The organism is Roseateles sp. P5_E11 (genome assembly GCF_054049355.1).
In genome coordinates, this window is record NZ_JBFUMO010000003.1 from 26,191 (window position 1) to 48,496 (window position 22,306).

Here is a 22,306-nt window from a genome sequence, read left to right on the forward strand (position 1 = left end):
ACCGCCATGAAGATCCTTCTGCTCGCCCTGACAGCCGCGCTCGCCAGCGTCGCTAACGCTGAAACTGTGCGGGCTTTTCTGACGACCGCCGACCAGCAGCAATTGCTGGCGCCAAGCGAAGTGAGCAAGTCCGCCAACAAGGCCGATGCCGTGATCCGCATCGACCCGAAGCGCCAGCACCAGCGCATCGCCGGCTTCGGAGCGGCCATCACCGAGGGCTCGGCCTGGCTGATCCGCCACGGCATGAGCGAGCCCCAGCGCGACGCGCTGATGCGCGAGCTGTTCACTCGGGAAGACAACGGCCTGGGCTTCGAGTTGACTCGGCTCACGATCGGCGCATCGGACTTCTCGCGCCGCCACTACAGCCTCGACGACATGCCGCCGGGCCAGACCGACCCCGAGCTGAAAAACTTCTCTCTCAACACCGAACGCGCCGACGTCATCCCCGTCGTCAAGCTGGCCCTGGCGCTCAACCCCAAACTGCAGGTCATGGCCTCGCCATGGAGCGCGCCGGGCTGGATGAAGACGACCGACAGCCTCGTGCAGGGGCAGCTCAAGCCCGAGTTCTACGGCGCCTTTGCCCGCTACATGGTGCGCTACGTCGAGAGCATGCGCGCCGAGGGCGTGCCCATCTTTGCGCTGACGCTGCAGAACGAGCCGCACTTCGAGCCGCCCGACTACCCCGGCATGCGCATGACGCCGGCCACGCGCGCGACCGTCGTCGGCCAGCACCTCGGCCCGTTGCTCAAAGCCCAAGGCCTGAAGACGCAGATCCTGGAGTGGGATCACAACTGGGACGAGCCGTGGAGCCCGCTGTCCATGCTGTCCGATGCGACGGCGCGCAAATACGTTTCCGGCGTGGCCTGGCATTGCTACGCGGGCGACGTGGCGGCGCAGTCCCAGGTGGCCCAGCATTTCCCCGAGCTGGACGTCTGGTTCACCGAGTGTTCCGGCGGCGAATGGAAGCCGCAGTGGGCCGAGACACTGCCCTGGATCACGCGCAACCTCATCATCGGCAGCACCCGCCACGGCGCTCGTGGCGTGCTGATGTGGAACCTGGCGCTGGACCCGCAATACGGCCCGCACCTGGGCGGTTGCAAGGACTGCCGTGGCGTCGTCACCATCGACCCCAAGACCGGCAAGGTCACGCGCAACATCGAGTACTACGCCTTCGGCCACGCCAGCCGTTTCGTGCAGCAGGGCGCACGGCGCATCGACTCGGAAGGCGGCGAGGGCAAGAAGACGGGCCTGGACCACGTCGCGTTCACGAACCCGGATGGCAGCACGGCGCTGATCGTCAGCAACTCCGCCGGCGCGCCCCGCCGCTTCACGGTGCAGGCGCCGGGCCGGCGCTTCAGCTACGAGCTGCCGGCCAGCGGCGTCGTGACCTTCACCTGGTGACCGCTGGGCGCTGGCCGCGCGTGACATCCGTCCTGAGTTCTAACGACTCGGCGCGTGACTGATGTCACGTGGCGCGGCCCATCCTGGCTAGGATGGGCCGATGACGGGATCCCTGCTGATCAGCACCAGCTTGATCGCCCTGCTTGGCGTGGCGCTGCTGGTGCTGGCGCGGCTGGAGCCCGGTCATCCCCACATCAGCGACTGGGGCTGGAGCCATGTCCTGCTCGCCGTGGGCCTCACGCTGGGCATCGCCCTCGTGCCGCCGGACCCGGAGTCCGTGCACTACAAGCTCCAGGCCACCGTGGCGACGGCGGCCGTCATCGCCTCGCTGGCTCTGCAACTGGCTGGCGCGGCGCGCTACCGCGGCCGGCTCTGGCGCTGGCGGCGCAACGCGCCGCTGTTCGCGTCCCTGCTCGGCTTCATCCTGGCGCTGGCGCTGGTGCAGCAGCGCCATGCCGTCGTTGCCGCTGCCCTGATCCTGACCGCCGGCGCCTGGCTGGCCACCGCCTGGCTGTGGCGGGATGGGGCGACCGGCGAGCGCTTCGTCGCCGGCTGCTTTGCGGCCTCCGGCCTGGTGCACCTCAGCGGCCCGCTGCTGGACCCGTTGGCCCGCTCTCCCATCACCCACATCCTCGGTACCTATGTGCAGGCCGTGCTGGCCATGGCGCTGATCCTGCTGTCGGTGCGCCGCGCCCATCACGAGACGCAGCGAGTCAATTCGCAGCTGCGCCAGCTCTACGAGCAGTCCATGCAGGGTCTGCTTGTCGTGCGCGAGGCGCGGGCCGTCTATGCCAACCCGGCGGCGCTGGCCATGTTCGGTTTCGACCGCGTGGAGGACATCGGCCCCATCGGCCCGCTGATCRCCACTTCCGACATCGAGGCCGCGCGCGCCCGCTACCAACGCCTGCTGCAGGAGCGCAGCGGCCAGATCGCCTGGGAGGGCGAGCGCTACCGCAGCGATGGCCAGGCCGTCTATCTGCGTGGCAGCTCCAGCTATATCGAATGGGAGGGTGGGCCGGCCCTGCTGGTGCTGATGCTGGACGACACCGCGCGCCAGCGCGCCATCGAGGCGCTGCGCCGCCAGGCCCTGCATGACGAGCTGACCGACCTGCCCAACCGCCACGCCGCCCTGGCCCGCCTGGCCGAGCTGACGGTGCCCGGCAGCCCGGGATTCGCGCTGCTGTCGGCGGACCTGGACCGCTTCCAGCTCGTCAACGAAAGCCTGGGCCACGAGACCGGCGACGCGCTGCTGCAGGCCATCGCGACACGCCTGCGCGAGGCCCTGCCGCCCGAGGCCCTGCTGGCACGACTGGGCGAAGACCAGTTCCTGCTGCTGCAGCCCGGCGTCGACGACGACGCGGGCGCCCTGCTGGTTGGCCAGCGCCTGCTGGCGCTGATGAACGCGCCCTTTGCCGTTGCCCACCGGGCCCTGTATGTGCACCTGTCGGTCGGCATCGCGCTTTTCCCCGCCCATGGCCGGGACGGCGCGGCCCTGCTGCGTGCGGCCGATGTGGCCATGCACCAGGCCAAGCAGCAGGCCGGCGCGGCCGTCGTTGCCTTTCGGCCCGGCATGTCGGCAGCGGCGGGCGGCCTGCTGGAGATCGAACAGGCCCTGGCCGCGGCCATCGAGCGCGAGGAGTTCCAGCTCGACTACCAGCCGAAATTCGAGGCCGGCACGCGCCGCCTGGCGGGCTTCGAGGCCCTGGTGCGCTGGCAGCGCCCCGGGCGCGGCCGCGTCAGCCCGGCGGACTTCATTCCCGCCGCCGAGCGCACAGGCCAGATCGTGCCGCTCGGCGCGCTGATCCTGCGCCAGGCGGCCCAGCAACTGCGTGCCTGGCAGCAGCAGGGCCTGGCCGTGATGCCGGTGGCCGTGAATGTGTCGCCGCTGCAGTTCGAGGACACCGGCTTTGCCGATTGGGTGCTGGACCTGGTGCGCGCGCATGGCTTGGCGCCGACGCTGATCGAGGTCGAGATCACCGAGACCGCCGCGATGACGCACATGGACCGTGTGCTGCCCCAGCTTGCCCGGCTGCGCGACGCCGGCGTGGGCGTGGCGTTCGACGACTTCGGCACCGGTCAGAGCTCGCTGACCCTGCTGCGCCGCCTGCCCATCACCACACTCAAACTTGATCGCAGCATGATCGACCCACTGCCCGAGCCGTCCGCCGGCGCCGTCGTGCGCGCGGCCTGCGTGCTGGCCCAGGCGCTGGGCCTGGCCATCGTGGCGGAAGGCGTCGAGACCGAGGCGCAGGCCGCCGAGGTCGAGGCCTTGGGCTGCACACATCTGCAGGGCTGGCTGTTGGCCAAGCCCCTGGCGCCCGCTGCAGCTGCGGCGCTTCTCAGCTCGCCATCAGCTCACCCATCCGGACCGAGCCTCCCGGTTGCCACGCCGGGTTGAACTGCAGGCCGCTCTTCTCGAACAGCATGACGACCGTGGAGCCGAGCAGGAAACGGCCCATCTCGTCGCCCTGGGCCAGCGTCGCTTGTCCAGGTGTGTAGTCCCACTCGCGTACCGGGCCGGCGCGGTTGATGACGCCATGCCAGACCGTGGCCATGCTGCCGACGATGGTGGCGCCGACCAGCACCAGCACCCAGCGACCCAAGGTGTCGTCATCGAACACGCAGACGACGCGCTCATTGCGCGCAAACAGCCCCGGCACGCCGCGCGCCGTCGTCGGGTTCACCGAGAACAGCTCGCCCGGCACATGCACCATGCGCACCAGCCGCCCGGCGGCCGGCATGTGGATGCGGTGGTAGTCCTTGGGGCTGAGGTAGAGGTTGGCGAACAGGCCGTCCTTGAACCGCGCCGCGAGCTGCGCGTCGCCGCCGACCAGGGCCGTCGTCGTGAAGGCCTGTCCCTTGGCCTGGAAGATCTGGTCGCCCTGGATGCGGCCCACCTGGCTGATCGAGCCGTCCACCGGGCAGATCAGCGGAGCATCGGCCAGCGGCCGCGCGCCGGGTTTCAGCGCCCGGGTGAAGAAGTCGTTGAAGGTCTTGTAGGCCGTGATGTCGGGCTCGGCCGCCTCGGCCATGTTGACGCCGTAGCGCCCGACAAAGCGGCGGATGACCGAGGTCGTCACGCCACCCAGCGGCTTGGACGCGTAATGCCCGGCCAGGCGTGTCATCGCCTGCTTGGGCATCAGGTATTGGGGCAGGACTTTGAGGCGGTCGGACATGGGAAGGGGCCGAATTGCGGTCGAGGATTCTAGGAGTCGCGCCACGGCATGACGACCCGGCGCAGCGGGGCCGCCGTCGTCGCGACCTGATCGGCGTCCAGCAGGCCGCGGCGCTTCAGGTGGCGGATGGCGGTCTGCACGGTCGACTTGGCCAGGCCGGTGCGCGTGGCGATCTCCTGCAGGCTCAGCGGCACGGCTTCCGCGCGGCGTCGCTGGGCCTCGCAGGCCAGGCAGAGGTAGACGAGAAAGGCCGAGGGCCGCCGGTCATGGCCGCAGAGGTCGGCCATCAGCGTGTCGACGACATAGGCGTCGATCTGGTGGGCGATCGGTTTGTGCATAGCGATCAATGCTATAGCAGCCATCGGACGCGATCCGCCCGGGCGCTTCCAGAATGGGCGCCACGTCCAACAGCTTCGAGCCGCCACCATGATCACCCACGTCAAATTCATCGGCGTTCCCGTCGCCGACCCGGCCCGCGCGCTGGCCTTCTACCGCGACCAGCTCGGCTTCGCCGTTGCTACCGACCAGCCCATGGGCCCGGGCAAGCGCTGGATCGAGCTGCGCGTCGGCCACTCGGCCACGCGCGTCGTGCTGTTCACGCCCGAAGGCCACGAGGATCGCATCGGCACCTTCTTCAACGGCGCCATCGCCTGCGACGACGTCGAGGCGACCTGCCGGCAGCTGCAGCAGCGCGGCGTCGAGTTCGTCGCGCCGCCGACGGCCCAGCCCTGGGGGACGTTCGCCAAGTTCAAGGACTCCGAAGGCAACGTCTTCGTGCTGTCCTCCAGCTGAGGCCCCGGCAGCCGGGCGCGACAATCCGCGCCGATGCCCCTGGTCCACAGCTCCTTCTACCGTTTCACGCCGGTCGCCGACCCCACCGCCTTCGCCGCCTGGCTGCGCGAGGCCGCCGCCGGTCTGGGCGGCGTCATCCTGGTGGCCGGGGAAGGCCTGAGCGCCGCGGTGGCTGGCCCGGCCGAGGTGGTGGCAGCTTTTGAAGCGCTGCTCCAGCAGCAGCCTGGTTTCGCCGGCCTGCATTGCAAGCACAACGCCTGCGAGCGCTCGCCCTTCAGTCTGCTCAAGGTCTCCGTCAAGCGCGAGATCGTCGCCTTCGGCATTCCCGGTGTCAGCGGCGAGGACACCGGCACCCATGTCAGCCCACAGCGCTTTCGCGAACTGCTGGCCGACCCCGACACCGTCGTCCTCGACAACCGCAACGCCTTCGAGTTCAAGCTGGGGCGCTTCCGCGGCGCCATCGACCCCGGCGTGGCCCACTTCCGCGACTTCCCGGCCTATGTCGAGGCACACCGCGACGAATGGCAGGGCAAGACGGTCGCGATGTACTGCACCGGTGGCATCCGCTGCGAGAAGACAGCAGCGTGGATGCAGGCCCAGGGCCTGAAGGTCGCGCAGCTCGACGGCGGCATCCTGGGCTTCCTCGAAGCCTTTCCCGACGCCGCAGCCGATTGGCAGGGCGAGTGCTACGTCTTCGACAAGCGCATCGCCATCGATGCCGCCGGCCGCGAGACGGGCACGACGGCCGAGCAAGTCTTCAGCGACCCGGCCGACGCCTGGCGGCTGGCGCGGGCGCGGCGGCTGGATCCCGAGGACTGACGTCCGCAGCTTCAGCGCGCCGCCGCATGCACCTTGTGAGCGACGGACAGCAACCGTGAGCTCATGCGAAGGCCAGCGCGTTCCGCGCCGTCAAGCAGCACATCGAAACGCACGCGCCCGCCAACGACCAGAAACTGAATGGCGCCGGCGCGCGGCGAGGCCTCGCCGGAAGCGCCCTCGCTGACCAGCAGCAGCCCGCGCCGTGCGCTGGCCGTCTCGCCCTGAGCCAGGAATAGCAGGTGCACGGCCGGGTCGGCATCGGCCGCGCGCACGCGCCGCACCTGCACCGGCCGCGCCTGCACCGTGCGCCCCTGCAGGGTCTGGCTCAGCTCGCCGAGCATGGCTTCCGAGCCCTGCACGCCGATGACAAAGGGCGCATCGATAGCACCCAGCGCGCCGTCGGGCCAATCCACATAGGCCGTGAACTTGTAGAGGAACTCGGCCTTGATGCGCACCTCGCCGCCGGCATCGTCGGTCTGTGCATGGCTCATGCCGGCCGTCAGCAAGCCCAGCGCGAAGGCCAGCAGCGGCCTGCGCCGCGCCGGTGTCACGGGGTCCACCGCAGTTGCGCGTAGGCCTCGGGCCCGAAGACGCTGCGGCCCGGCGCAGCATTGGCCTCGGCATGGCGGCCATGCAGCAGGTTGCGGCCGCCCAGCGTCAGCGCCAGCGTGGGGGTGGCGCGCCAGCCGTAGTTGAAGTCCAGCACCGTGTAGGCGGGCACGGCCGGCTTCGGCAGCGCGGCGACATGGCGCAGCGCCACGTCCAGCTCATGGCGATCCGCCGGCTGCAGCGTGGCGCGCAGCTGCCATTGCCGCGGCGGGTCGTTGCCCAGCGCGGACGGCCCCACCGGGTCGCGGCTGCCCGGCTGCACGGCCAGATCTTGTTGCAGGGCATTGAAGCCGGCACTCCAGCGCAGCCAGGGCAGCGGCTGCCAGTGCGCCCAGGCTTCCAGGCCCCAGCTGTTGCCGGCGATCATGTTCTGCACCACGGCGTTGGGCGGCGGCTGGCCGCTGCGCAGCTTCTGCCAGTCATGCTGGTACAGCGTCAGCGCATAGCTCAGCGTGCTGCTCGGCTGGCCGCGGTGGCCCAGCTCGACCACGCGCGCGACCTCCGACACGAAGTCGGCCCCGCCCGCGATGATGAAGGGCGGCTTGGGCGGCAGGCGCAGGTCGCGGTCCAGCCGGGCCGGCGCGCGCACCGCGCGCGACAGCGAGGCCCACCACTGCCAGCGCGCCGACGGCGACCAGGCCAGGCGCAGCGACGGCAGCGTCTCCCAGCCGGTGTAGTCGTTGTGCTCGAACTTCGTGCCCGCCGTCAGCCGCCAGCCGTCCGCCAGGGTCAGCTCGTCCTGCACGAACAGGTTGTGCCATTGCTGCCGCGCGCTTTCGGGCACGAAGCCGAACACCAGCCCCGGCGCGATGTGGTCGCGCGAGCTCCGCCAGCCGCCGCCCCAGTCGATCTGGTGCGCGCCCCAGGCCAAGCTGTGCTGCGCCTCCAGGTCCAGCACCGTGAAGCGCGGGCTGTACAGGATCGTGTCCTCGCGCCGCACATGGTCGTAGTAGGCCTGCAGGCGCAGCCGCGAGCCGCCGTCCAGCCGGCCAGTCCAGCGCGCCAGCAGGTTCTGCCCCGACGTGCTGACGCCGCCGAGGTTGCGTGTGCCACTCAGGCGGTCTGCCGTATCGCCGCGGTAGACGTCGCCCTGCACGGTCAGCCCGTCCTCGCCGCTCAGCCAGTCGGCGCGCCAGCCCAGTTGCCAGCGTCGCGACTTGTCCGTCACGGCCACGCCGGCTTCGGTCTCGGTGGCATCGCGCTGCAGCAGCTTGGCGTAGGCGCGCCAGTCGCCTTGCAGCGGCAGTTTGCCGCCGAGGCGCAGCGCGGCCGAGCGCTCGTCGGTGCCGGCGTCGGCGCGCAGCAGCAGCCCCGTGTCCGCGGCCGGCCGGCGGATGATGTTGATCACCCCATTGACCGCGTTCGTGCCCCAGACGCTGCCGCCCGGGCCGCTGATGACCTCGATGCGGGCGACGTCGTCCAGCAGCACGTCCTGCTGGTCCCATTGCACACCCGAGAAATAGGGCGCGTAGACCGTGCGGCCGTCGATCAGCACCAGCAGCTTGTTGCCCACCGAGTCGTTGAAGCCCCGGGCGCTGATGGCGTACTGGTTGGCGTTGAGCCGCGCGACCTGCAGGTTGGGCGCCAGCAGCAGCGCCTCGGGCAGGCTGCGCGCGCCTGAGCGGCGTATCGCCTCGGCGCTGATCACGTACAGCGAAGCCGGCACCTGCGCCAGCTTCTCGATACGCCGCGACACCGAGCTGATTTCGATGTTGGACAGCTGCTCCAGCGACAGATCGCTCAGGTCCTGCGCCGTTGCGGGGGCGGCCAGCAGCGCCAGCAGCACGGCGCTGCCGCCGGCTCGGCGGCGGGTGGGGCGAGGCTTGTCCTCGTCAGTTGGCTGGCGCACGGATCACCTCCCTGTCGTCGGAGGTCTGAAATGACCCGGACTGGTCGCGCCAGCATAACAACGCTGTCCGCTGGATGCGGCGTCGCCGGCGCCGCTGGATAGACCCGCGGCCGGACCCCGCGGCGGAAGATTGATTCCCCCAGTTCGGAACAAAGCTTCCGGGCGGCGGCGGATGCGCCGCGCCGCAAACGCCGACAATGCCACCGCGCGCCGCTTGCGCGCACCGAAATCCCCTCATTCGATGTCTCATCTGATCGTCCACGGCGGCACGCCCCTCTCGGGCCGCATCATTCCCTCGGCGAACAAAAACGCCGTACTGCCCATCCTCTGCGCCACGCTGTTGACCAGGCAGCCGGTGCGCCTGCGCGGTGTGCCCGAGATCACCGACGTCAAGAAGATCGTCGAGGTCTTCCGCAAGCTCGGCTCGCAGGTCGAACTGGACTTCAAGACCGGCATCCTCGACGTCCACCACCGCGACACGCATTTCGACCCGGCCACCGACCGCCTGCCCGAGGAGATGCGCTCCTCCATCATGCTGGTGCCGGGCCTGATGGCCCGCTTCGGCGCCGCCCGCATCGAGGACGACGTCAAGGGCTGCACGCTGGGTGCACGCGAGATCGATCCGCACGTCGAGGTGTTCGAGCGCTTCGGCGCCCAGGTCCAGCGCCTGCCCGACGGCCTGGTGCTGCGCGTGCACCGCCCGCTGACGGCCAACCATCACTGGACCGACTACGCCTCCGTCACGACGACCGAGAACTTCGTGCTGTGCGCGGCACTGGCCGACGGCGTCTCCACGCTGACCAACGCCGCCAGCGAGCCGCATGTGCAGGAGTTCTGCAACTTCATGTCGCTGCTGGGCGCAAAGATCGAGGGCCATGGCACGTCCAAGCTGAAGATCACCGGCGTGCAGGAGCTTGGCGGCGCCGACTACACCTTCACCGAAGACTTCCACGAGATCGTCACCTTCCTGGCCCTGGGCGCCATCACCGGCGGCAACGTGCAGGTCAAAAACGGCGCGCCGGAGATGTTCCCGCTGCTGGACCGCACCTTCGCCAAGTTCGGCGTGCAGATCGTCCACGAGGACGGCTGGAGCCGCTGCGTCACGAACGGGCCGCTGAAGGTGAAGGAGCCCTTCACGCGCAACATCCTGCAGAAGGTGGAAGCCGCGCCCTGGCCCTATGTGCCGGTGGACCTGCTGCCCATCTTCGTGGCCTTGGGTGTCAAGGCCGAAGGCAGCGTGATGTTCTGGAACAAGGTCTATGACGGCGCCATGGGCTGGACCAGTGAGCTGGCCAAGTTCGGCGCCCATGCCTTCCTGAGCGATCCGCACCGCATGATCACCTTCGGCGGCAAGCCGCTGAGCCCGGCCGAGGTCGAGAGCCCCTACATCATCCGCGTCGCCATCGCGCTGCTGATGGTGGCGGCCAGCATTCCCGGCAAGAGCGTGATCAAGAACGCGACGCCGATCCGCCGCGCCCACCCCAATTTCGTCGAGCACATCGGCGAACTCGGGGCGCGCATGGAGTGGGTCGAGGGAGATTGAGTGTTGCGTGAGCTGTGTGCGGCCGCATGCCTGGTGGCTTCGGCCGCCCAAGCCGCGCCGCCCGCCGACACCATCCGCTGGGTGGCGCAGGACGTGCCGCCGCACTTCAGCTTCGTGCAGGGCCAGCCGCCGCGCAGCGCGGCCGAGCTGGGCCACGGCGAGGTGGACGGCTTCATGCGCGTGCTGCTGGCGCGCATGCCCGAGTTCCGGCATGAGTTCGTCGAGGCCAGCACCGCCCGCTATGAGGCCGAGAGCCGCCGCGGCGAGACCCTGTGCTCGACCCTGCATGTGCGCACGCCCGAGCGCCTGYAGTGGCTCTATTTCTCGCACCTCTACCCGCCGCTGATCTCGCGCGAGATCCATGTCATCGTGCCGCGCCAGCGGCTGGCCGAGCTGTCCCAGGCCCGGCCCGGGGACGGCCGCCTCGTGCTGGCCGACCTGCTCAAGCGCCATGACATGCGCCTGCTGCTGGCACGGGACCGCGCCTTCGGCGCGCAGATCGACAGCCTGCTGTCACACCAGGTCGTGCCACGGCTGGCCGTCGGCGCCCAGCTCAGCACCCAACTGCTGGACATGCTGCGCGCCGGCCGCATGGACTACACGCTGGAGTACCCCAGCGTCGTCAAGGAATACCTGGTCCGCGTCGGCGACCCCGGCGCCCTGGTGGCGCTGCCGGTGGCCGAGGGCCTGAGCACGTTGCTGGCCACGGTCTCCTGCAGCCGCACGCCGCAGGGCAGGCGGCATATCGAGGCCATCGACGCCGCGGTGCGCAAGCTCGCCCGGGAGCCCAACCGCGAGGCCTGGGTGCGTCAATGGCGCGGCAACCGTGCCGAGCCCCAGGACATGAAGCGGCTGAACGCCTACATGGACGAACGCGCCCGCGGCGGGCCGCGCATCGAATAGGCCGTGGCGAGACCGCCCAAGCCGGTCCTGCCGCTGCGCGAAGGCGTCGCGGCAAGTGCCGTGTTCTGTCCCGCCGGGCCCTGGGGCTCCATGGCCGCCTTCCTCGCCGAGCGCCTGCCGCGCGTGGTCGACTGGCCGGAACGCCTCGCGCGCGGCGACGTGGTGGACGACGCCGGCCACGCGGTCGTCGACTCGCCCTACCGTGGCGGTCGGCGCGTCTACTACTGGCGCCACCTGGACGTCGAGCCCGACATCCCGGCCGGGGAGCGCATCGTCTTCCAGGACGAGCACCTCCTTGTCGCCGACAAGCCGCATTTCCTGCCGGTGACGCCCAGCGGCATCTACGCTCGGCAGACGCTGATGGCACGTCTGCGCCACGCCACCGGCCTGGCGGACCTCAACCCCGTGCACCGGCTGGACCGCGAGACGGCGGGCCTCGTCGTCTTCAACCTCCGCCGTGACGAGCGCGACGCCTACCACCGCCTGTTCCGCGAGCGTGCCGTCGCCAAGGTCTACGACGCCATTGCGCCGCTCGGCCCCGGCCCCTGGCCGCGCGTGGTGCGGCACCGCCTGGAGGAGCCGGGGGGCGACAACTTCATGCAGATGCAGGTCGTCAACGGCGAACCCAACGCCGAGACCTGGATCGATCTCGTCGAGCTCTTGCCCGATGGGTTGGCGCGTTACGAGCTGCGTCCCCACACGGGGCTGCGTCACCAGTTGCGCGTGCAGATGAATGCCCTGGGTCTGCCGCTCGTCGGCGACCGCATCTACCCCGTGCTGCAGCCTCACGAGAACCCGCCGCGCTTTGACGCGCCGCTGCAGCTGGTGGCGCGGGCGATTGCATTCATGGACCCCGTTACAGGCCAGCCGCGGAGCTTCGAACGCGCGGCCCTCACAATCGCGCCGGAATGAACGCGCCGCCCAATCCCCAAGCCCAGGTCCAGGAACTGCGCCGCCAGCTGCAGTCCCTGCTTGACGCCGCCAAGGCCAATGAGCGCAAGCTGGACCGCTTCGACGCGCTGGAGCGCCGCCTCATCGCGGTGAGTTCGATGGAGGAGTTGGTCAACCTGCTGCTGGTCGACTGCCGCGACGACTTCGGCCTGGACGCCGCCGAGCTTTGGCTGCTGGACCCCGAGGAAGAGCTGCGCCGCGCCCTGCCGGCCCTGCCCATGATCAAGGCGCCGCGACTGCTGGACAGCCATGGCCCGCTGAAGGACCTGTTCGGCGCCGCGCGCACGGCCCGCCTCATCGGCCCGGGCCCGGACGMGGCGCTGCTCGCCAAGGCCTTCGACATGCAAGCCGGCGTGCGTTCCGCGGCCTTGCTGCCGCTGATCCGCCAGGGCCTCTTGATCGGCAGCCTGCACCTGGGCTCGCGCGACCCCGAACGCTACGACGCCGCCTCGGGCACCAAGTTCCTCGACCGCCTGTCGGCCATCGCGGCAATAGCCATCGAGAGCATGCTCAACCGCGAGCGCCTGCGCCGCGCCGGCATGACGGACGGCCTCACCGGCGTGCACAACCGCCGCTACTTCGACCACCGCAGCCTCATCGAGTTCAGCCAGGCCGTGCGCCATCGATACCCGCTGGCCTGCCTGTTCCTGGACATCGACCACTTCAAGGCCATCAACGACGGCCACGGCCATCCGGTCGGCGATGAGGTGCTGCGCCAGGTTGGCGGGCTGATCCTGCGTTCGCTGCGCACCGGCGATCTGGCGGCGCGCTACGGCGGCGAGGAGTTCATCGTGTTGCTGCCACGCACCGACCTGACGGGTGCCTGCGAGGTGGCGGAGCGCATCCGCCTGATGGTGCAGGAGGCGCCTTTCGTGACGCCCGATGGTGGCACCGTCAGCGCGACGCTGTCGGTCGGCCTGGCCATGCTGCCGGCCAGCGCCACGAGCTTCACCGACCTGCTGGCCGCGGCGGACAGGGCGCTCTACGAAGCGAAGCGGGCGGGGCGCAACCGCACGGTGACAGAGGATATTGGCGCCGCCACTGCCGCTGCATCGTGAACGATGCCGCTGCGGCTTGTTGGGCCGGGGGCCGCAAGCATCAACCGACACCAACTTCGCATGGGTCGGTTCCAAGGGTCTGGATCACAATGGCTCAGCCATGAAAACCCTGTCGCCGCTCCTCCTCGCCTTCGCCGCCGGCCTCGGCGCTGCTGCCACGGCCGAAGCCGGCCCGGCGCTGGAGCGCATCCAGGCCAGCGGCCGCATCGTGCTGGCGCATCGCGAGTCGTCCGTGCCCTTCAGCTACCTGCTGCCCGATGGCCGGCCGGTCGGCTATGCGGTGGATCTCTGCCTCAAGCTTGCCGAAGGCGTGCGCAAGAAGCTGAAGATGAGCACGCTGAACCCGCAATTCCTGCTGGTGACGCCGGCCAACCGCATCCAGATGGTGGCCGAGGGCAAGGCCGACATGGAATGCGGCTCGACGACCAACAACGCCGAGCGCCGCGAGAAGGTCGCCTTCACGGTGCCGCACTACATCACCGGTGCGCGCTACCTCGTCAGGGCTGACAGCGGCATTGCCGAGCTGGCCCAGTTCGACGGCAAGACGCTGGTCTCCACCAAAGGCACGACGCCGCTGAAGTCCATCACCCAGGCCAACAACGAGCGCGCCCTGCACATCAACATCATCGAAGCCCCCGATCACGCCAAGGCCATGGAGATGCTGGCCGCCGGCCAGGCGGATGGCTTCGTCATGGACGACGTGCTGCTCTACGGCATCGTCTCGGCGCGGCCCGATGCGGCCAAGTTCAGCGTCGTCGGCAAGTTCCTGACCATCGAGCCCCTGGCCATCGTGCTGCCCAAGAACGACCCGGAGCTCAAGGCCATCGTTGACGACGAGATGAAGCGCCTCATCACCAGCCATGAGGCGCACGCCATCTACGAGCGCTGGTTCATGAAGCCGATTCCGCCCAAGAACAAGGCGCTGAACCTGCCGATGAACTATCTGCTGAAGGACTTCTGGAAGTACCCGTCGGATCAGGTGCCCTACTGAGGGAGCGAAGCCACCTGGGTTTCTCGAGGCGTCGCGACCCCTGACAAACCCCGAGACAACAGCCTGCACAGGGCGCGCTGCGGCCGTGACAATTTGTTCCGCAGTCCGCCTCACCGATGAGCACCGATTCCCTTGCCGAACCCCTGAACCACGTCAGCACGCGCCGGCTGGGTTCGCTGCGGCTGCGGTTGACGCTCGCGGTGCCCCTGCTGACCGCTGCCATCGTCGCCGTCTTCGAGTGGAGCCTGGGGAGTTACGAGTCTCCGGCCGAGGGGCTGGCCCGCACGGCCTGGCTGGTGCTGCTGCTCAGCGCCGCCCAGCTCATCCTCATCGAGGCCCTGTTGCTGCGGCCGTTGCGCCGGTTGGCGGCCGGCTGCGAGGCCATGGAATCGGCCCCGGTGCCGCTGACGCCCGAAGCCGCTGTGCCAACGCCCGGCCTCGCCGCCGAGCTGGACCGTATCGGCCACGCCATGCTGCGCGCCCGCGGCTCGCTGTGGCAGCAGGACCAGGCCGCCCGCGAGCTCCGGCGCGAGCTGGCCCAGCAGCGTCATCTGCTGCAGGAGGCCCACAGCGCCCTGGAGGCCAACCAACGCGAGCTCGCCAGCCTCGCACGCATCGATGCGCTGACCGGCATCGCCAACCAACGCGCCTTCGACGAGGCCCTGCGCCGTGAATTCAAGCGGGCCCAGCGGCTGCGAGGCCTGTTGGCGCTGGCGGTGCTGGACCTGGACCAGTTCAAGCAGTTCAACCTCATCCATGGCACGGCCGTCGGCGATACGGCCTTGCAGCGCGTCGCGAGCCTGCTGAGCGAGCGCTTCAAGCGCGACACCGATGTCGTCGCCCGCCTGGGCGGCGAGGAGTTCGTCGCCCTGCTGCCCGGCTTCGGCATGGCCGAGGCCCAGGGCGTGCTGGAGTCATTGCGGGATGAACTGCGGGCGCTGCGCCTGCCGGATGGCCAGGGCAGTTTGACGCTGAGCGTCGGMCTGGCGGCGGCCAGCCCGGCCCATCCGTATCTGAGCGCACAAGCGCTGCTGCAGGCGGCTGACGAGGCGCTCTATATCGCCAAGCACGCCGGGCGAGACCGGCTCAGCCTCGCGGCCTGAAACCACTGGCCCCTCGYCCAGTCTGGCGGCGCTGAACGCGCGCCARCCTGGYCGGTCTTGCAGACCGCGCTGCGGCAGTGCCGCAGCTCTTCGGCAGGCACATCACGCCCACTGGGCGTAATGTGTCCGGCCTCAGCCCCCGAGGGGACGGCGATGCTTGCGGCTTCGAGCCGCAAGCACATCGCCAAACGGGCCGGCTTGGGAGCGGCCCGGCGCTCGGCCCGGACGCTTCAGCGACCGTGTTCTTGAGCAGCCAGCAGTTGCTCGTTGACGCGGCGGGCCGCGCGCAACACGAGGGTCTCGTCCAGCTGCGCCTGGGGTGCGATCTGACTGGCAATCTCATCGAGCTGGTCCGGATGGCCGAGCAGGGCCCAGGCGACCGTCGAGATGGCGGCGACGCTGCGCCGGGCCAGGCTTTCCGGCATGGTCAGCGAGGCCTGGATCTCGACGTGATAGCGCACGCTGGCCACAGCCGCCGGGGCCAGGCCCCAGCTCTCGCAAAGGGCCGCACCCAGTGCGTCATGGCTGACGCCAAAAGCCGTCCTCTCCAGCTCCACCAGTTCGGCATCGCGGGGGGCGGCGCGCAGCATGGCCGGGTAGTGCGTCGGCGCATGACGATAGAGCACCGCCTTGCCGCATTCCTCGAACAGGCCGGCCGAGTGGGCGGCCCAGGGGTCGACGCCCAGCATCTGGCCCATGCGGCCCATCAGAAGGCCACGCTGCGAGGCGCGCGACCAGACTTGCTCCAGCTCGGCTGCGGCTGGGAAGGCGGCGCGCAGACCCATCTCGAAGGTGATGGCCGCGACCTCGCGCATACCCAGGTAGGTCAGCGCCTGGTGCACGGTCTGCACCCGGCCGCGCAGGCCGTACAGCGAGGAGTTGACCGCCTTCATGACGGCGGCCGCCAGGGCCATGTCGGTCTCGACCAGGGAGGACATGGCCTGCAGGTCGATGTCCTCGGCTGCCATCAGCAGCGAGAGCTTGACCAGGACCTCGGGCTGGGTCGGGATCTCGATGTCCAGATTGCGCAGTTGAGGATCGACGGGCATGGTGAATAAGGGCGCTAGGGAATGCTTGATGGTAGATCAGCGGAAGAAGGCGTCCCAGGCTGTTTTGAGGATGAGAGCGCCGACGACGATGACAAAGACGCCGCGCACGAAGCCGGCGCCATGTTTCAGGGCCAGCCGGGTGCCGAGCAGGCTGCCCGCCACGTTGGTTACCGCCATCACCGCCGCGACCTGCCACCAGATGTGGCCCTTGCTGACGAACAGGGCGATCGCGAACGCATTCGTCAGCAGGTTCATCAGCTTGGCCGTCGCCGAGGCGTGCAGGAAGTCGTAACCCAGCAGCCGCACGAACAGGAAGACGAAGAAGCTGCCCGTGCCGGGGCCGAAGAAACCGTCGTAGAAGCCCACGGCCAGCGCGATACCGCCGGCCACCAGCACCTCGGCTCGGCCCGCAAAACGCGGCTTGTGCTCGCGGCCGAGGTCCTTCTTGGCCAGGGTGTAGATCAGCACCGCCAGCAGCACCAGCGGCAAGGCCTTGCGCAGGCCGTCGGCGCTGACGAGGGTCAGGACCCAGGCGCCGGCGAAGCTGCCCACGCCGGCAAGCACCGCCGCCGGCATCAGGCGCTTCCAGGGCAGGTCGACCCGCTTCACATATTGCAGCGTCGCCCAGCCGGTGCCCCACACGGACGCGCCCTTGTTCGTGCCCAGCAGCGTGGCTGGCGCAGCATTTGGGAAGGTGCTGAACAGCGCCGGTACCAGCACCAGGCCGCCGCCGCCGGCTACTGCGTCAATGAAGCCTGCGAGCAGGGAGGCGAGGGCGACGGTCAGAAGTTCCAGCATGTCTTCGGTTCTATCACTGAGCGCAACGTGGCCGTCGTGTCTTGATCGGGCCGAGCGCTGGGCCGCTCCCGAGCCGGCCCGTCTGGCGATGCTGACCGGGCTCGATGCCCGGTCAATCGCCATCCCCCCGGAGCCTTCGGCCCCACAAAGAAAACGGCCACCAAGGGGTGCCTTGGTGGCCGGTGGATTGTCTTCGGGGTTACGAAGCAACCATGTGCGCTTGGCGCTTGTCTTGTCTCCTCACAACCCGCCCGGCGGTCCTGAACCAGAGCCCGGAACCGCGTCGAGTGCTGAAAATGTATTGCCCCGCCACGGTGCACGACACTGGGGTAAGCCCGGGTTCTCTGGCCGCGAAAGGTGCGGGCAGGCACCAAAATTGTGCGCAACTAACGGTCGACCTGCGCTGCAAGAATGGCCCCCATGAGCTCTTTGAACCGCTTGCTGCCGCCGTTGTTGATGACCTTGCTGAGTGCCTGCGGCGGCGGAGGCGGCGGCACGGGAGGGGACGGCGGCGGGGGTGGTGGCATGGGGCAGACCTTGACGCTGGCCCTGCCCGCCAACGGCCTGTCGCCCGCCGACCTGGCCGTCATCGTGGCCGAGGGTGATGTCCTCAGCGAGGCCGTCGGCGCCGCCTATCTGGCAGCGCGTGGCGTGCCGGCGGCGAATCTGATCCGCGTAAGGGTTAATACAGCCCAGGACGCGATTTCCGCGGCCGACTTTGCGTTGTTGAAATCCGACATCGATGCCAGATTGCCGGCCRGCATCCAGGCCACGCTGCTGACCTGGGCTGCCCCCAGCCGGGTCACTGGCGCCTGCAGCATGGGCATCACCAGCGCGATGGCTTTCGGTTTTGACACGCGCTACTGCAACCCCAGCCCATTGACCGAGGCCTGCGCGAACACGGCCGCCTCGCCGCTCTACGACAGCGAGGCGCGCCGGCCGCAAGCCGAATTGCAGATGCGCCCCTCCATGCTGCTGGGTGCACGCACGCTGGCGGCCGCCCAGGCGCTGATCAACCGCGGCGTTGCGGCCGATGGCAGCCGGCCAGCCGGCGAGGGCTGGCTGGTGCGCACGACGGACGACGACCGCAGCGCGCGCTGGAACGATTTCGCCGGCCTGCCGGCGGCCTGGAGCGGCGCCCTGGCGCTGAACTATGTCGACAACAGTGCCGGCCCGGCCAGCGCCAATGCGCTGTCCAGCAAGAGCGGCATGCTGTTCTACCTGACGGGGTTGAGCAGCGTCGCCAATCTGTCGTCGCTGCAATTCCGCGCCGGTGCCCTGGCCGACACGCTGACCTCAACGGGCGGCGTGCTGCCCTCGGGCGGCGGCCAGATGCCCATCACGGCCTGGCTGGACGCGGGTGCAACCGCCAGCTACGGCACGGTGGAGGAGCCCTGCAACCTGCAGCAGAAGTTCTCGCGCGCCTCGGTCCTCATCGACCAGTACTGGCGCGGCGCAACGGCCATCGAGGCCTACTGGAAGGCGGTGCAGTGGCCGGGGCAGGGGTTGTTCGTCGGCGAACCGCTGGCCCAGCCCTTCCGCGATACGCCCAGTTTTGCCATCGTCGCCGGCGAATACCAGATCAAAACACGAAGCCTGCGGCCGGGCAGTCGCTACAGCCTGCAATACCTGCAGGGCTCAACCTGGACGACGCTGGCCAGCTTCACCGGCGTACGGGGCCAGACCCTGGACGGCCGCGCACCGCTGCCGCCGACCGCGGCGACACGCATCCGCTGGCAAGGCCCCTGCACGGACAACGCCGGCAATACCTGTACGCTGGCCCAGTCCTCGTGAGCGGCCCCTGAGAATGCGGGTCGGTCAAATCCCGATTGCCCTGCGGCGCCCGCCGTTGAACAGTCGCCCTCCCGCTGTACCCTGCCCGACCATGTCCCGCCCCTTTTCTGCCCGCCCGCGCGGCTTCACCCTGCTTGAACTGCTGGTTGTCATGGTCATCATCGGCCTGCTGGCCGGTTATGTCGGCCCGAAGTTCTTCGGCCAGATCGGCAAGAGCGAGGTCAAGGCGACCCGCGCCCAGATCGACGCGCTGACCAAATCGCTGGACCAGTACCGCCTGGATGTCGGCCGCTACCCCAGCACCGATCAGGGCCTGGCCGTGCTGGTCACCCGGCCGGCCGACGAGCCCAAGTGGGCCGGCCCCTACCTGTCCAAGGCCGTGCCCAAGGACCCCTGGGGCAACGAATACCAATACCGCAGCCCCGGCGAGCATGGCGAATACGACCTGCTGAGCTTCGGCAAGGACGGCCGCCCCGGCGGCGAGGGTGAGGACGCCGATCTGACGTCCTGGTGATGCCCCAATTCCAAACCCGCGTGCTGCGCGCCGGTGCCGTCAGCACCGAGCGCGTGGAGGCTCCCGACCGCGCCGCCGTGGCCGCTGTGCTCGGCGTATCGCCCCAGCATGTGCTGGAGGTGCGCGAGGTGGCCGCCGCCAGCGAAGTTGCGAAGCCTTGGCGCCGTAACGCCAAATTCCCCCTGCAGCTCTTCAGCCAGGAACTGGCCGTGCTGCTGGACGCCGGCATCGCCCTGCTGGAAGCGCTGAGCACGCTGCGCGAGAAGGAAGGCCAGCCCGGCGTGCGCGCGGCGCTCGACGCCGTCACCACCCAGATCGAGCAGGGCCAGCCGCTGTCGGTCGCGCTGCGCCAGCAGCCGCAGGCCTTTGATGAGCTGATCTGCGCCATCGTCGCGGCCAACGAGAAGACCGGCCAGCTGTCGACCGCGCTGGCCCAGCATGCACGCTACCTGGCCTGGGTGGATGCGCTGCGCTCGCGCCTCGTCGCGGCCCTGGTCTATCCGCTGATGCTGCTCGGTGTCGGCTCCCTCGTCATTCTTTTCCTGCTGCTCTACGTGCTGCCGCGCTTTGCCGGCATCCTGGAGCAGACCAGCGCCGACCTGCCGTGGGCTTCGCGTGTGCTGATCGAGTTCGGCCAGACGGCCGGCGCGCATCCCGGCCTCGTCATCGGCGGGATCGCAGCCGTGGGCTTTGCGATCTTCACGCTGCTGCGCCAGCCCATCGTGCGCCAGCGCGCCCAGGCCGCGCTGTGGACGCTGCCCGGCCTGGGCCCGCGGCTGCGCGTGCTGGCGCTGGCACGGCTGTATCGGTCGCTGGCCATGCTGCTGGCCTCGGGCGTGCCGGCGCTGGCGGCGCTGCGCATCGTGGTCGACGTGGTCGCGGCACCCTGGCGCGCTGCCGTGCAGGCTGCAGCGGCGCAGATCGAGCGCGGCGAGCGGCTGTCGGCCGCCTTTGACTCGCAGGACCTGGCCACGCCGGTGGCCCGACGCATGCTGCGCGTGGGTGAGCGCAGCGGCGAGGTGGCGGCCATGCTGGAGCGCGCCGCCGCCTTCCACGACGAAGAGGCAGCGCGGCTGACCGACCTGCTGTCCCGCCTCGTCAACCCGGCGCTGATGCTGATCATGGGCGTGCTGATCGGCGGGATCATCGTGCTGATGTACTTGCCGATCTTCCAGCTGGTGGAGCAGGTCCAATGACGACTTCACTGGCGGATTGGCTGCCGGCCGAGCAAGGCCCCTGGCACCTGGACTTCGAGCAGTGGCCGCAAGCCCAGGCCCAGCGCTGGCGTGCCGTGCTGGCCGTGGGCGCCGACGACAGGCGCGTGCTGCTTGCCGAGCGCGATGAGGACGCGATGCTGCTGCAGAGCGTCGAGTCGCGGCTGAATGCGCCGGTGGGTTGGCAGCGTGCGTCGACCGAAGCGGTGACCCATTTCCTGGGCGCCGGCGAGGCCGACTTCCGCGCRCTGTCTGACGTCGAGGATGCGCTGACCACCATTGAAGACCACACCGAGGAGCTGTCGGCGCTGGCGCTGAGCGAGCAGGCCAGCCCCGTCGTGCGCCTGCTCAACGCCACCATCTACGACGCGCTGCAGGACACGGCGTCGGACATCCACATCGAATGCACGGCCCGCGGCGCGATGATCCGCTTCCGTGTTGATGGCGTCATGGCCGTGGTGCGCCAGGTCGAGAGCCCGCAGGTGGCCGAGCAGCTGGTGTCGCGCCTCAAGGTCATGGCCGAACTCGACATCGGCGAGCGCCGCCTGCCGCAGGACGGTCGCTTCAAATTGCGCGTGCAGGGCCGCGAGATCGACTTCCGCCTGAGCATCATGCCCAGCGTGTTCGGCGAGGACGCCGTCATCCGCATCCTGGACCGCGCCGCCATCGCCCGCGCCGGCGCGCTGACGCTCGATTCGCTGGGCTTTGGCGACGACGAGCGCGCCGCCATCCGCCACCAGGCCCGCCAGCCCCACGGCATGCTGCTGGTGACCGGCCCCACCGGCTCCGGCAAGACGACGACGCTGTATGCGACGCTGGCCGAGATCCACACCGGCGCCGACAAGATCATCACGATTGAAGACCCGGTCGAGTACCAGCTCAGCGGCGTGGTGCAGATCCCGGTCAACGAGAAGAAGGGCCTGACCTTCTCGCGCGGCCTGCGCTCCATCCTGCGCCACGACCCCGACCGCGTCATGGTCGGCGAGATCCGTGACGCCGAGACGGCGCAGATCGCCGTGCAGGCCGCGCTGACGGGCCATCTGGTGTTCAGTACCGTGCATGCGAACAACGCGTTTGATGTCATCGGCCGCTTCATGCACATGGGGCTGGATCTCTACAACGTGGTCTCGGCGCTGAACGCCGTGCTGGCCCAGCGGCTCGTTCGCCTGACGTGCAAGCATTGCGCCCGGCCGTTCACGCCCGATGCCGCGACCCTGACAAGACATGGCGTCATCAACGGCAACTTCCTGAAGGGCGAGGGCTGCGGCCACTGCCGCGGCACCGGCTACAAAGGCCGGCGCGCGGTGGCTGAGTTGCTCAAGCTCGACGACGGCCTGCGCGACCTGATTGCCGCGCGCGCGCCGATGTCCGAGATCAAGGCGGCCGCCAAGGCCCGCGGCATGAAGTCGCTGCGCGAGATGGCGCTGGCGGCGGTCTGCCGCGGCGACACCACTTTCGAGGAGCTGGAACGTGTCACCCTCGATGAGTGAGCGCCTGCGCCGGCAAATCGCCGCACGCCTGGCCAAGCCGCGGCGGCTCTTCGTCACGCCCGGCGGGGACGAGTTCGCGGCCTGGTGCCGCGATCTGCCGGGCACGGCCGTGGAGGTGGTCGTCAGCGCGCGTGCCCTGCACGAGCTGGTCACCGAGCCGGGCTTGCCGCTGGCCGATCTGGACGCCGTGCAGGCCTATGCCCAGCAGCAGTTCGCCCATTACTTCGGCAGCGCTGCGCAACGCTTTGCGAT

General features: G+C 69.5%; 21 protein-coding genes. 15 read left to right on the forward strand and 6 right to left on the reverse strand.

Annotated elements, in window-relative coordinates; translation table 11 throughout:
* Positions 1-6 precede the first annotated feature (6 nt).
* Together ACXJKR_RS00555 and ACXJKR_RS00560 are read left to right on the forward strand one after the other, a co-directional pair.
* On the forward strand, positions 7-1,401 hold the full coding sequence (locus ACXJKR_RS00555; protein ID WP_457319859.1) for a glycoside hydrolase family 30 protein: 1,395 nt from the start codon (positions 7-9) through the stop codon (positions 1,399-1,401).
* A 100-nt stretch (positions 1,402-1,501) separates the two neighbouring features.
* Complete coding sequence (locus tag ACXJKR_RS00560; protein ID WP_457319861.1) at positions 1,502-3,799, forward strand: putative bifunctional diguanylate cyclase/phosphodiesterase; 2,298 nt, start codon at positions 1,502-1,504, stop codon at positions 3,797-3,799.
* Here ACXJKR_RS00560 and asd read toward each other — a convergent pair.
* Together asd and ACXJKR_RS00570 are read right to left on the reverse strand one after the other, a co-directional pair.
* Positions 3,741-4,577 carry an archaetidylserine decarboxylase gene (gene asd / locus ACXJKR_RS00565; protein WP_457319863.1) on the reverse strand — a complete coding sequence of 279 codons (837 nt, stop codon included), beginning with the start codon at positions 4,575-4,577 and terminating at the stop codon, positions 3,741-3,743. The genes ACXJKR_RS00560 and asd overlap by 59 nt on opposite strands.
* A gap of 29 nt (positions 4,578-4,606) precedes the next feature.
* Positions 4,607-4,915, reverse strand: a complete 309-nt coding sequence (locus tag ACXJKR_RS00570) for a helix-turn-helix domain-containing protein (RefSeq protein WP_056200609.1) — start codon at positions 4,913-4,915, stop codon at positions 4,607-4,609.
* Positions 4,916-5,003: 88 nt separating this feature from the next.
* Here ACXJKR_RS00570 and ACXJKR_RS00575 point away from each other — a divergent pair, with 88 nt between their 5' ends.
* Together ACXJKR_RS00575 and trhO are read left to right on the forward strand one after the other, a co-directional pair.
* Positions 5,004-5,369, forward strand: coding sequence for a VOC family protein (locus ACXJKR_RS00575; protein ID WP_457319865.1), 366 nt, complete (start codon positions 5,004-5,006; stop codon positions 5,367-5,369).
* A gap of 33 nt (positions 5,370-5,402) precedes the next feature.
* Positions 5,403-6,188 (forward strand): oxygen-dependent tRNA uridine(34) hydroxylase TrhO, encoded by a 786-nt coding sequence (trhO, locus tag ACXJKR_RS00580; protein WP_457319866.1) that lies wholly within the window; start codon positions 5,403-5,405, stop codon positions 6,186-6,188.
* An 11-nt stretch (positions 6,189-6,199) separates the two neighbouring features.
* Here the strand turns inward: trhO and ACXJKR_RS00585 are convergent, their stop codons facing one another.
* Positions 6,200-6,748 carry a YfiR family protein gene (locus tag ACXJKR_RS00585; protein ID WP_056200601.1) on the reverse strand — a complete coding sequence of 183 codons (549 nt, stop codon included), beginning with the start codon at positions 6,746-6,748 and terminating at the stop codon, positions 6,200-6,202.
* Entirely contained in the window at positions 6,736-8,646 is a 1,911-nt protein-coding gene (locus ACXJKR_RS00590) for a TonB-dependent receptor plug domain-containing protein (protein WP_457319868.1), read from the reverse strand. The genes ACXJKR_RS00585 and ACXJKR_RS00590 overlap by 13 nt, the downstream gene beginning before the upstream one ends.
* Positions 8,647-8,887: 241 nt before the next feature.
* On the opposite strand from ACXJKR_RS00590, the gene ACXJKR_RS00595 reads away from it, so the two are divergent.
* From ACXJKR_RS00595 to ACXJKR_RS00620, 6 genes are all read left to right on the forward strand, one after another.
* Entirely contained in the window at positions 8,888-10,189 is a 1,302-nt protein-coding gene (locus tag ACXJKR_RS00595; protein WP_457319870.1) for a UDP-N-acetylglucosamine 1-carboxyvinyltransferase, read from the forward strand.
* Between the two features lie 3 nt (positions 10,190-10,192).
* Positions 10,193-11,092: a TIGR02285 family protein gene (locus ACXJKR_RS00600; protein WP_457319871.1), complete on the forward strand. Its 900-nt coding sequence runs from the start codon at positions 10,193-10,195 to the stop codon at positions 11,090-11,092.
* A gap of 3 nt (positions 11,093-11,095) precedes the next feature.
* A complete protein-coding gene (locus ACXJKR_RS00605; protein ID WP_457319873.1) occupies positions 11,096-12,004 on the forward strand; it encodes a pseudouridine synthase in 909 nt (302 codons plus the stop codon).
* Positions 12,001-13,101: a DUF484 family protein gene (locus tag ACXJKR_RS00610; RefSeq protein WP_457319875.1), complete on the forward strand. Its 1,101-nt coding sequence runs from the start codon at positions 12,001-12,003 to the stop codon at positions 13,099-13,101. Before ACXJKR_RS00605 ends, ACXJKR_RS00610 begins: the two co-directional genes overlap by 4 nt.
* Positions 13,102-13,201: 100 nt before the next feature.
* Positions 13,202-14,092, forward strand: coding sequence for an amino acid ABC transporter substrate-binding protein (locus ACXJKR_RS00615; RefSeq protein WP_457319877.1), 891 nt, complete (start codon positions 13,202-13,204; stop codon positions 14,090-14,092).
* A 116-nt stretch (positions 14,093-14,208) separates the two neighbouring features.
* Complete coding sequence (locus ACXJKR_RS00620) at positions 14,209-15,195, forward strand: GGDEF domain-containing protein (protein WP_457319878.1); 987 nt, start codon at positions 14,209-14,211, stop codon at positions 15,193-15,195.
* 230 nt (positions 15,196-15,425) lie between these two features.
* Here the strand turns inward: ACXJKR_RS00620 and ACXJKR_RS00625 are convergent, their stop codons facing one another.
* Both ACXJKR_RS00625 and ACXJKR_RS00630 read right to left on the reverse strand, forming a co-directional pair.
* Entirely contained in the window at positions 15,426-16,244 is an 819-nt protein-coding gene (locus ACXJKR_RS00625) for an HDOD domain-containing protein (protein WP_056200578.1), read from the reverse strand.
* A gap of 36 nt (positions 16,245-16,280) precedes the next feature.
* Positions 16,281-17,039: a sulfite exporter TauE/SafE family protein gene (locus ACXJKR_RS00630; protein WP_457319888.1), complete on the reverse strand. Its 759-nt coding sequence runs from the start codon at positions 17,037-17,039 to the stop codon at positions 16,281-16,283.
* 423 nt (positions 17,040-17,462) lie between these two features.
* On the opposite strand from ACXJKR_RS00630, the gene ACXJKR_RS00635 reads away from it, so the two are divergent.
* The 5 genes from ACXJKR_RS00635 to ACXJKR_RS00655 form a co-directional block, all read left to right on the forward strand.
* Entirely contained in the window at positions 17,463-18,836 is a 1,374-nt protein-coding gene (locus ACXJKR_RS00635) for a TIGR03790 family protein (protein ID WP_457319880.1), read from the forward strand.
* 91 nt (positions 18,837-18,927) lie between these two features.
* Positions 18,928-19,350, forward strand: a complete 423-nt coding sequence (gene gspG / locus ACXJKR_RS00640) for a type II secretion system major pseudopilin GspG (RefSeq protein ID WP_457319882.1) — start codon at positions 18,928-18,930, stop codon at positions 19,348-19,350.
* The gene (locus ACXJKR_RS00645; RefSeq protein ID WP_457319884.1) at positions 19,350-20,546 is read left to right on the forward strand and encodes a type II secretion system F family protein; all 1,197 of its coding nucleotides are present in this window, start codon (positions 19,350-19,352) and stop codon (positions 20,544-20,546) included. Before gspG ends, ACXJKR_RS00645 begins: the two co-directional genes overlap by 1 nt.
* Positions 20,543-22,054: a GspE/PulE family protein gene (locus tag ACXJKR_RS00650; protein WP_056200563.1), complete on the forward strand. Its 1,512-nt coding sequence runs from the start codon at positions 20,543-20,545 to the stop codon at positions 22,052-22,054. The genes ACXJKR_RS00645 and ACXJKR_RS00650 overlap by 4 nt, the downstream gene beginning before the upstream one ends.
* On the forward strand, positions 22,047-22,306 hold a 260-nt coding region (locus ACXJKR_RS00655), incomplete at its 3' end, for a hypothetical protein (RefSeq protein ID WP_457319886.1). The genes ACXJKR_RS00650 and ACXJKR_RS00655, both read left to right, overlap by 8 nt.

Coding starts and splice junctions, on each gene's coding strand:
- ACXJKR_RS00570 (WP_056200609.1), bottom strand. CDS start 4,915: ATGCACAAACCGATCGCCCACCAGATCGACGCCTATGTCGTCGACACG.
- ACXJKR_RS00625 (WP_056200578.1), bottom strand. CDS start 16,244: ATGCCCGTCGATCCTCAACTGCGCAATCTGGACATCGAGATCCCGACC.
- ACXJKR_RS00575 (WP_457319865.1), top strand. CDS start 5,004: ATGATCACCCACGTCAAATTCATCGGCGTTCCCGTCGCCGACCCGGCC.
- ACXJKR_RS00595 (WP_457319870.1), top strand. CDS start 8,888: ATGTCTCATCTGATCGTCCACGGCGGCACGCCCCTCTCGGGCCGCATC.
- ACXJKR_RS00645 (WP_457319884.1), top strand. CDS start 19,350: ATGCCCCAATTCCAAACCCGCGTGCTGCGCGCCGGTGCCGTCAGCACC.
- trhO (WP_457319866.1), top strand. CDS start 5,403: ATGCCCCTGGTCCACAGCTCCTTCTACCGTTTCACGCCGGTCGCCGAC.
- gspG (WP_457319882.1), top strand. CDS start 18,928: ATGTCCCGCCCCTTTTCTGCCCGCCCGCGCGGCTTCACCCTGCTTGAA.
- ACXJKR_RS00555 (WP_457319859.1), top strand. CDS start 7: ATGAAGATCCTTCTGCTCGCCCTGACAGCCGCGCTCGCCAGCGTCGCT.
- ACXJKR_RS00615 (WP_457319877.1), top strand. CDS start 13,202: ATGAAAACCCTGTCGCCGCTCCTCCTCGCCTTCGCCGCCGGCCTCGGC.
- asd (WP_457319863.1), bottom strand. CDS start 4,577: ATGTCCGACCGCCTCAAAGTCCTGCCCCAATACCTGATGCCCAAGCAG.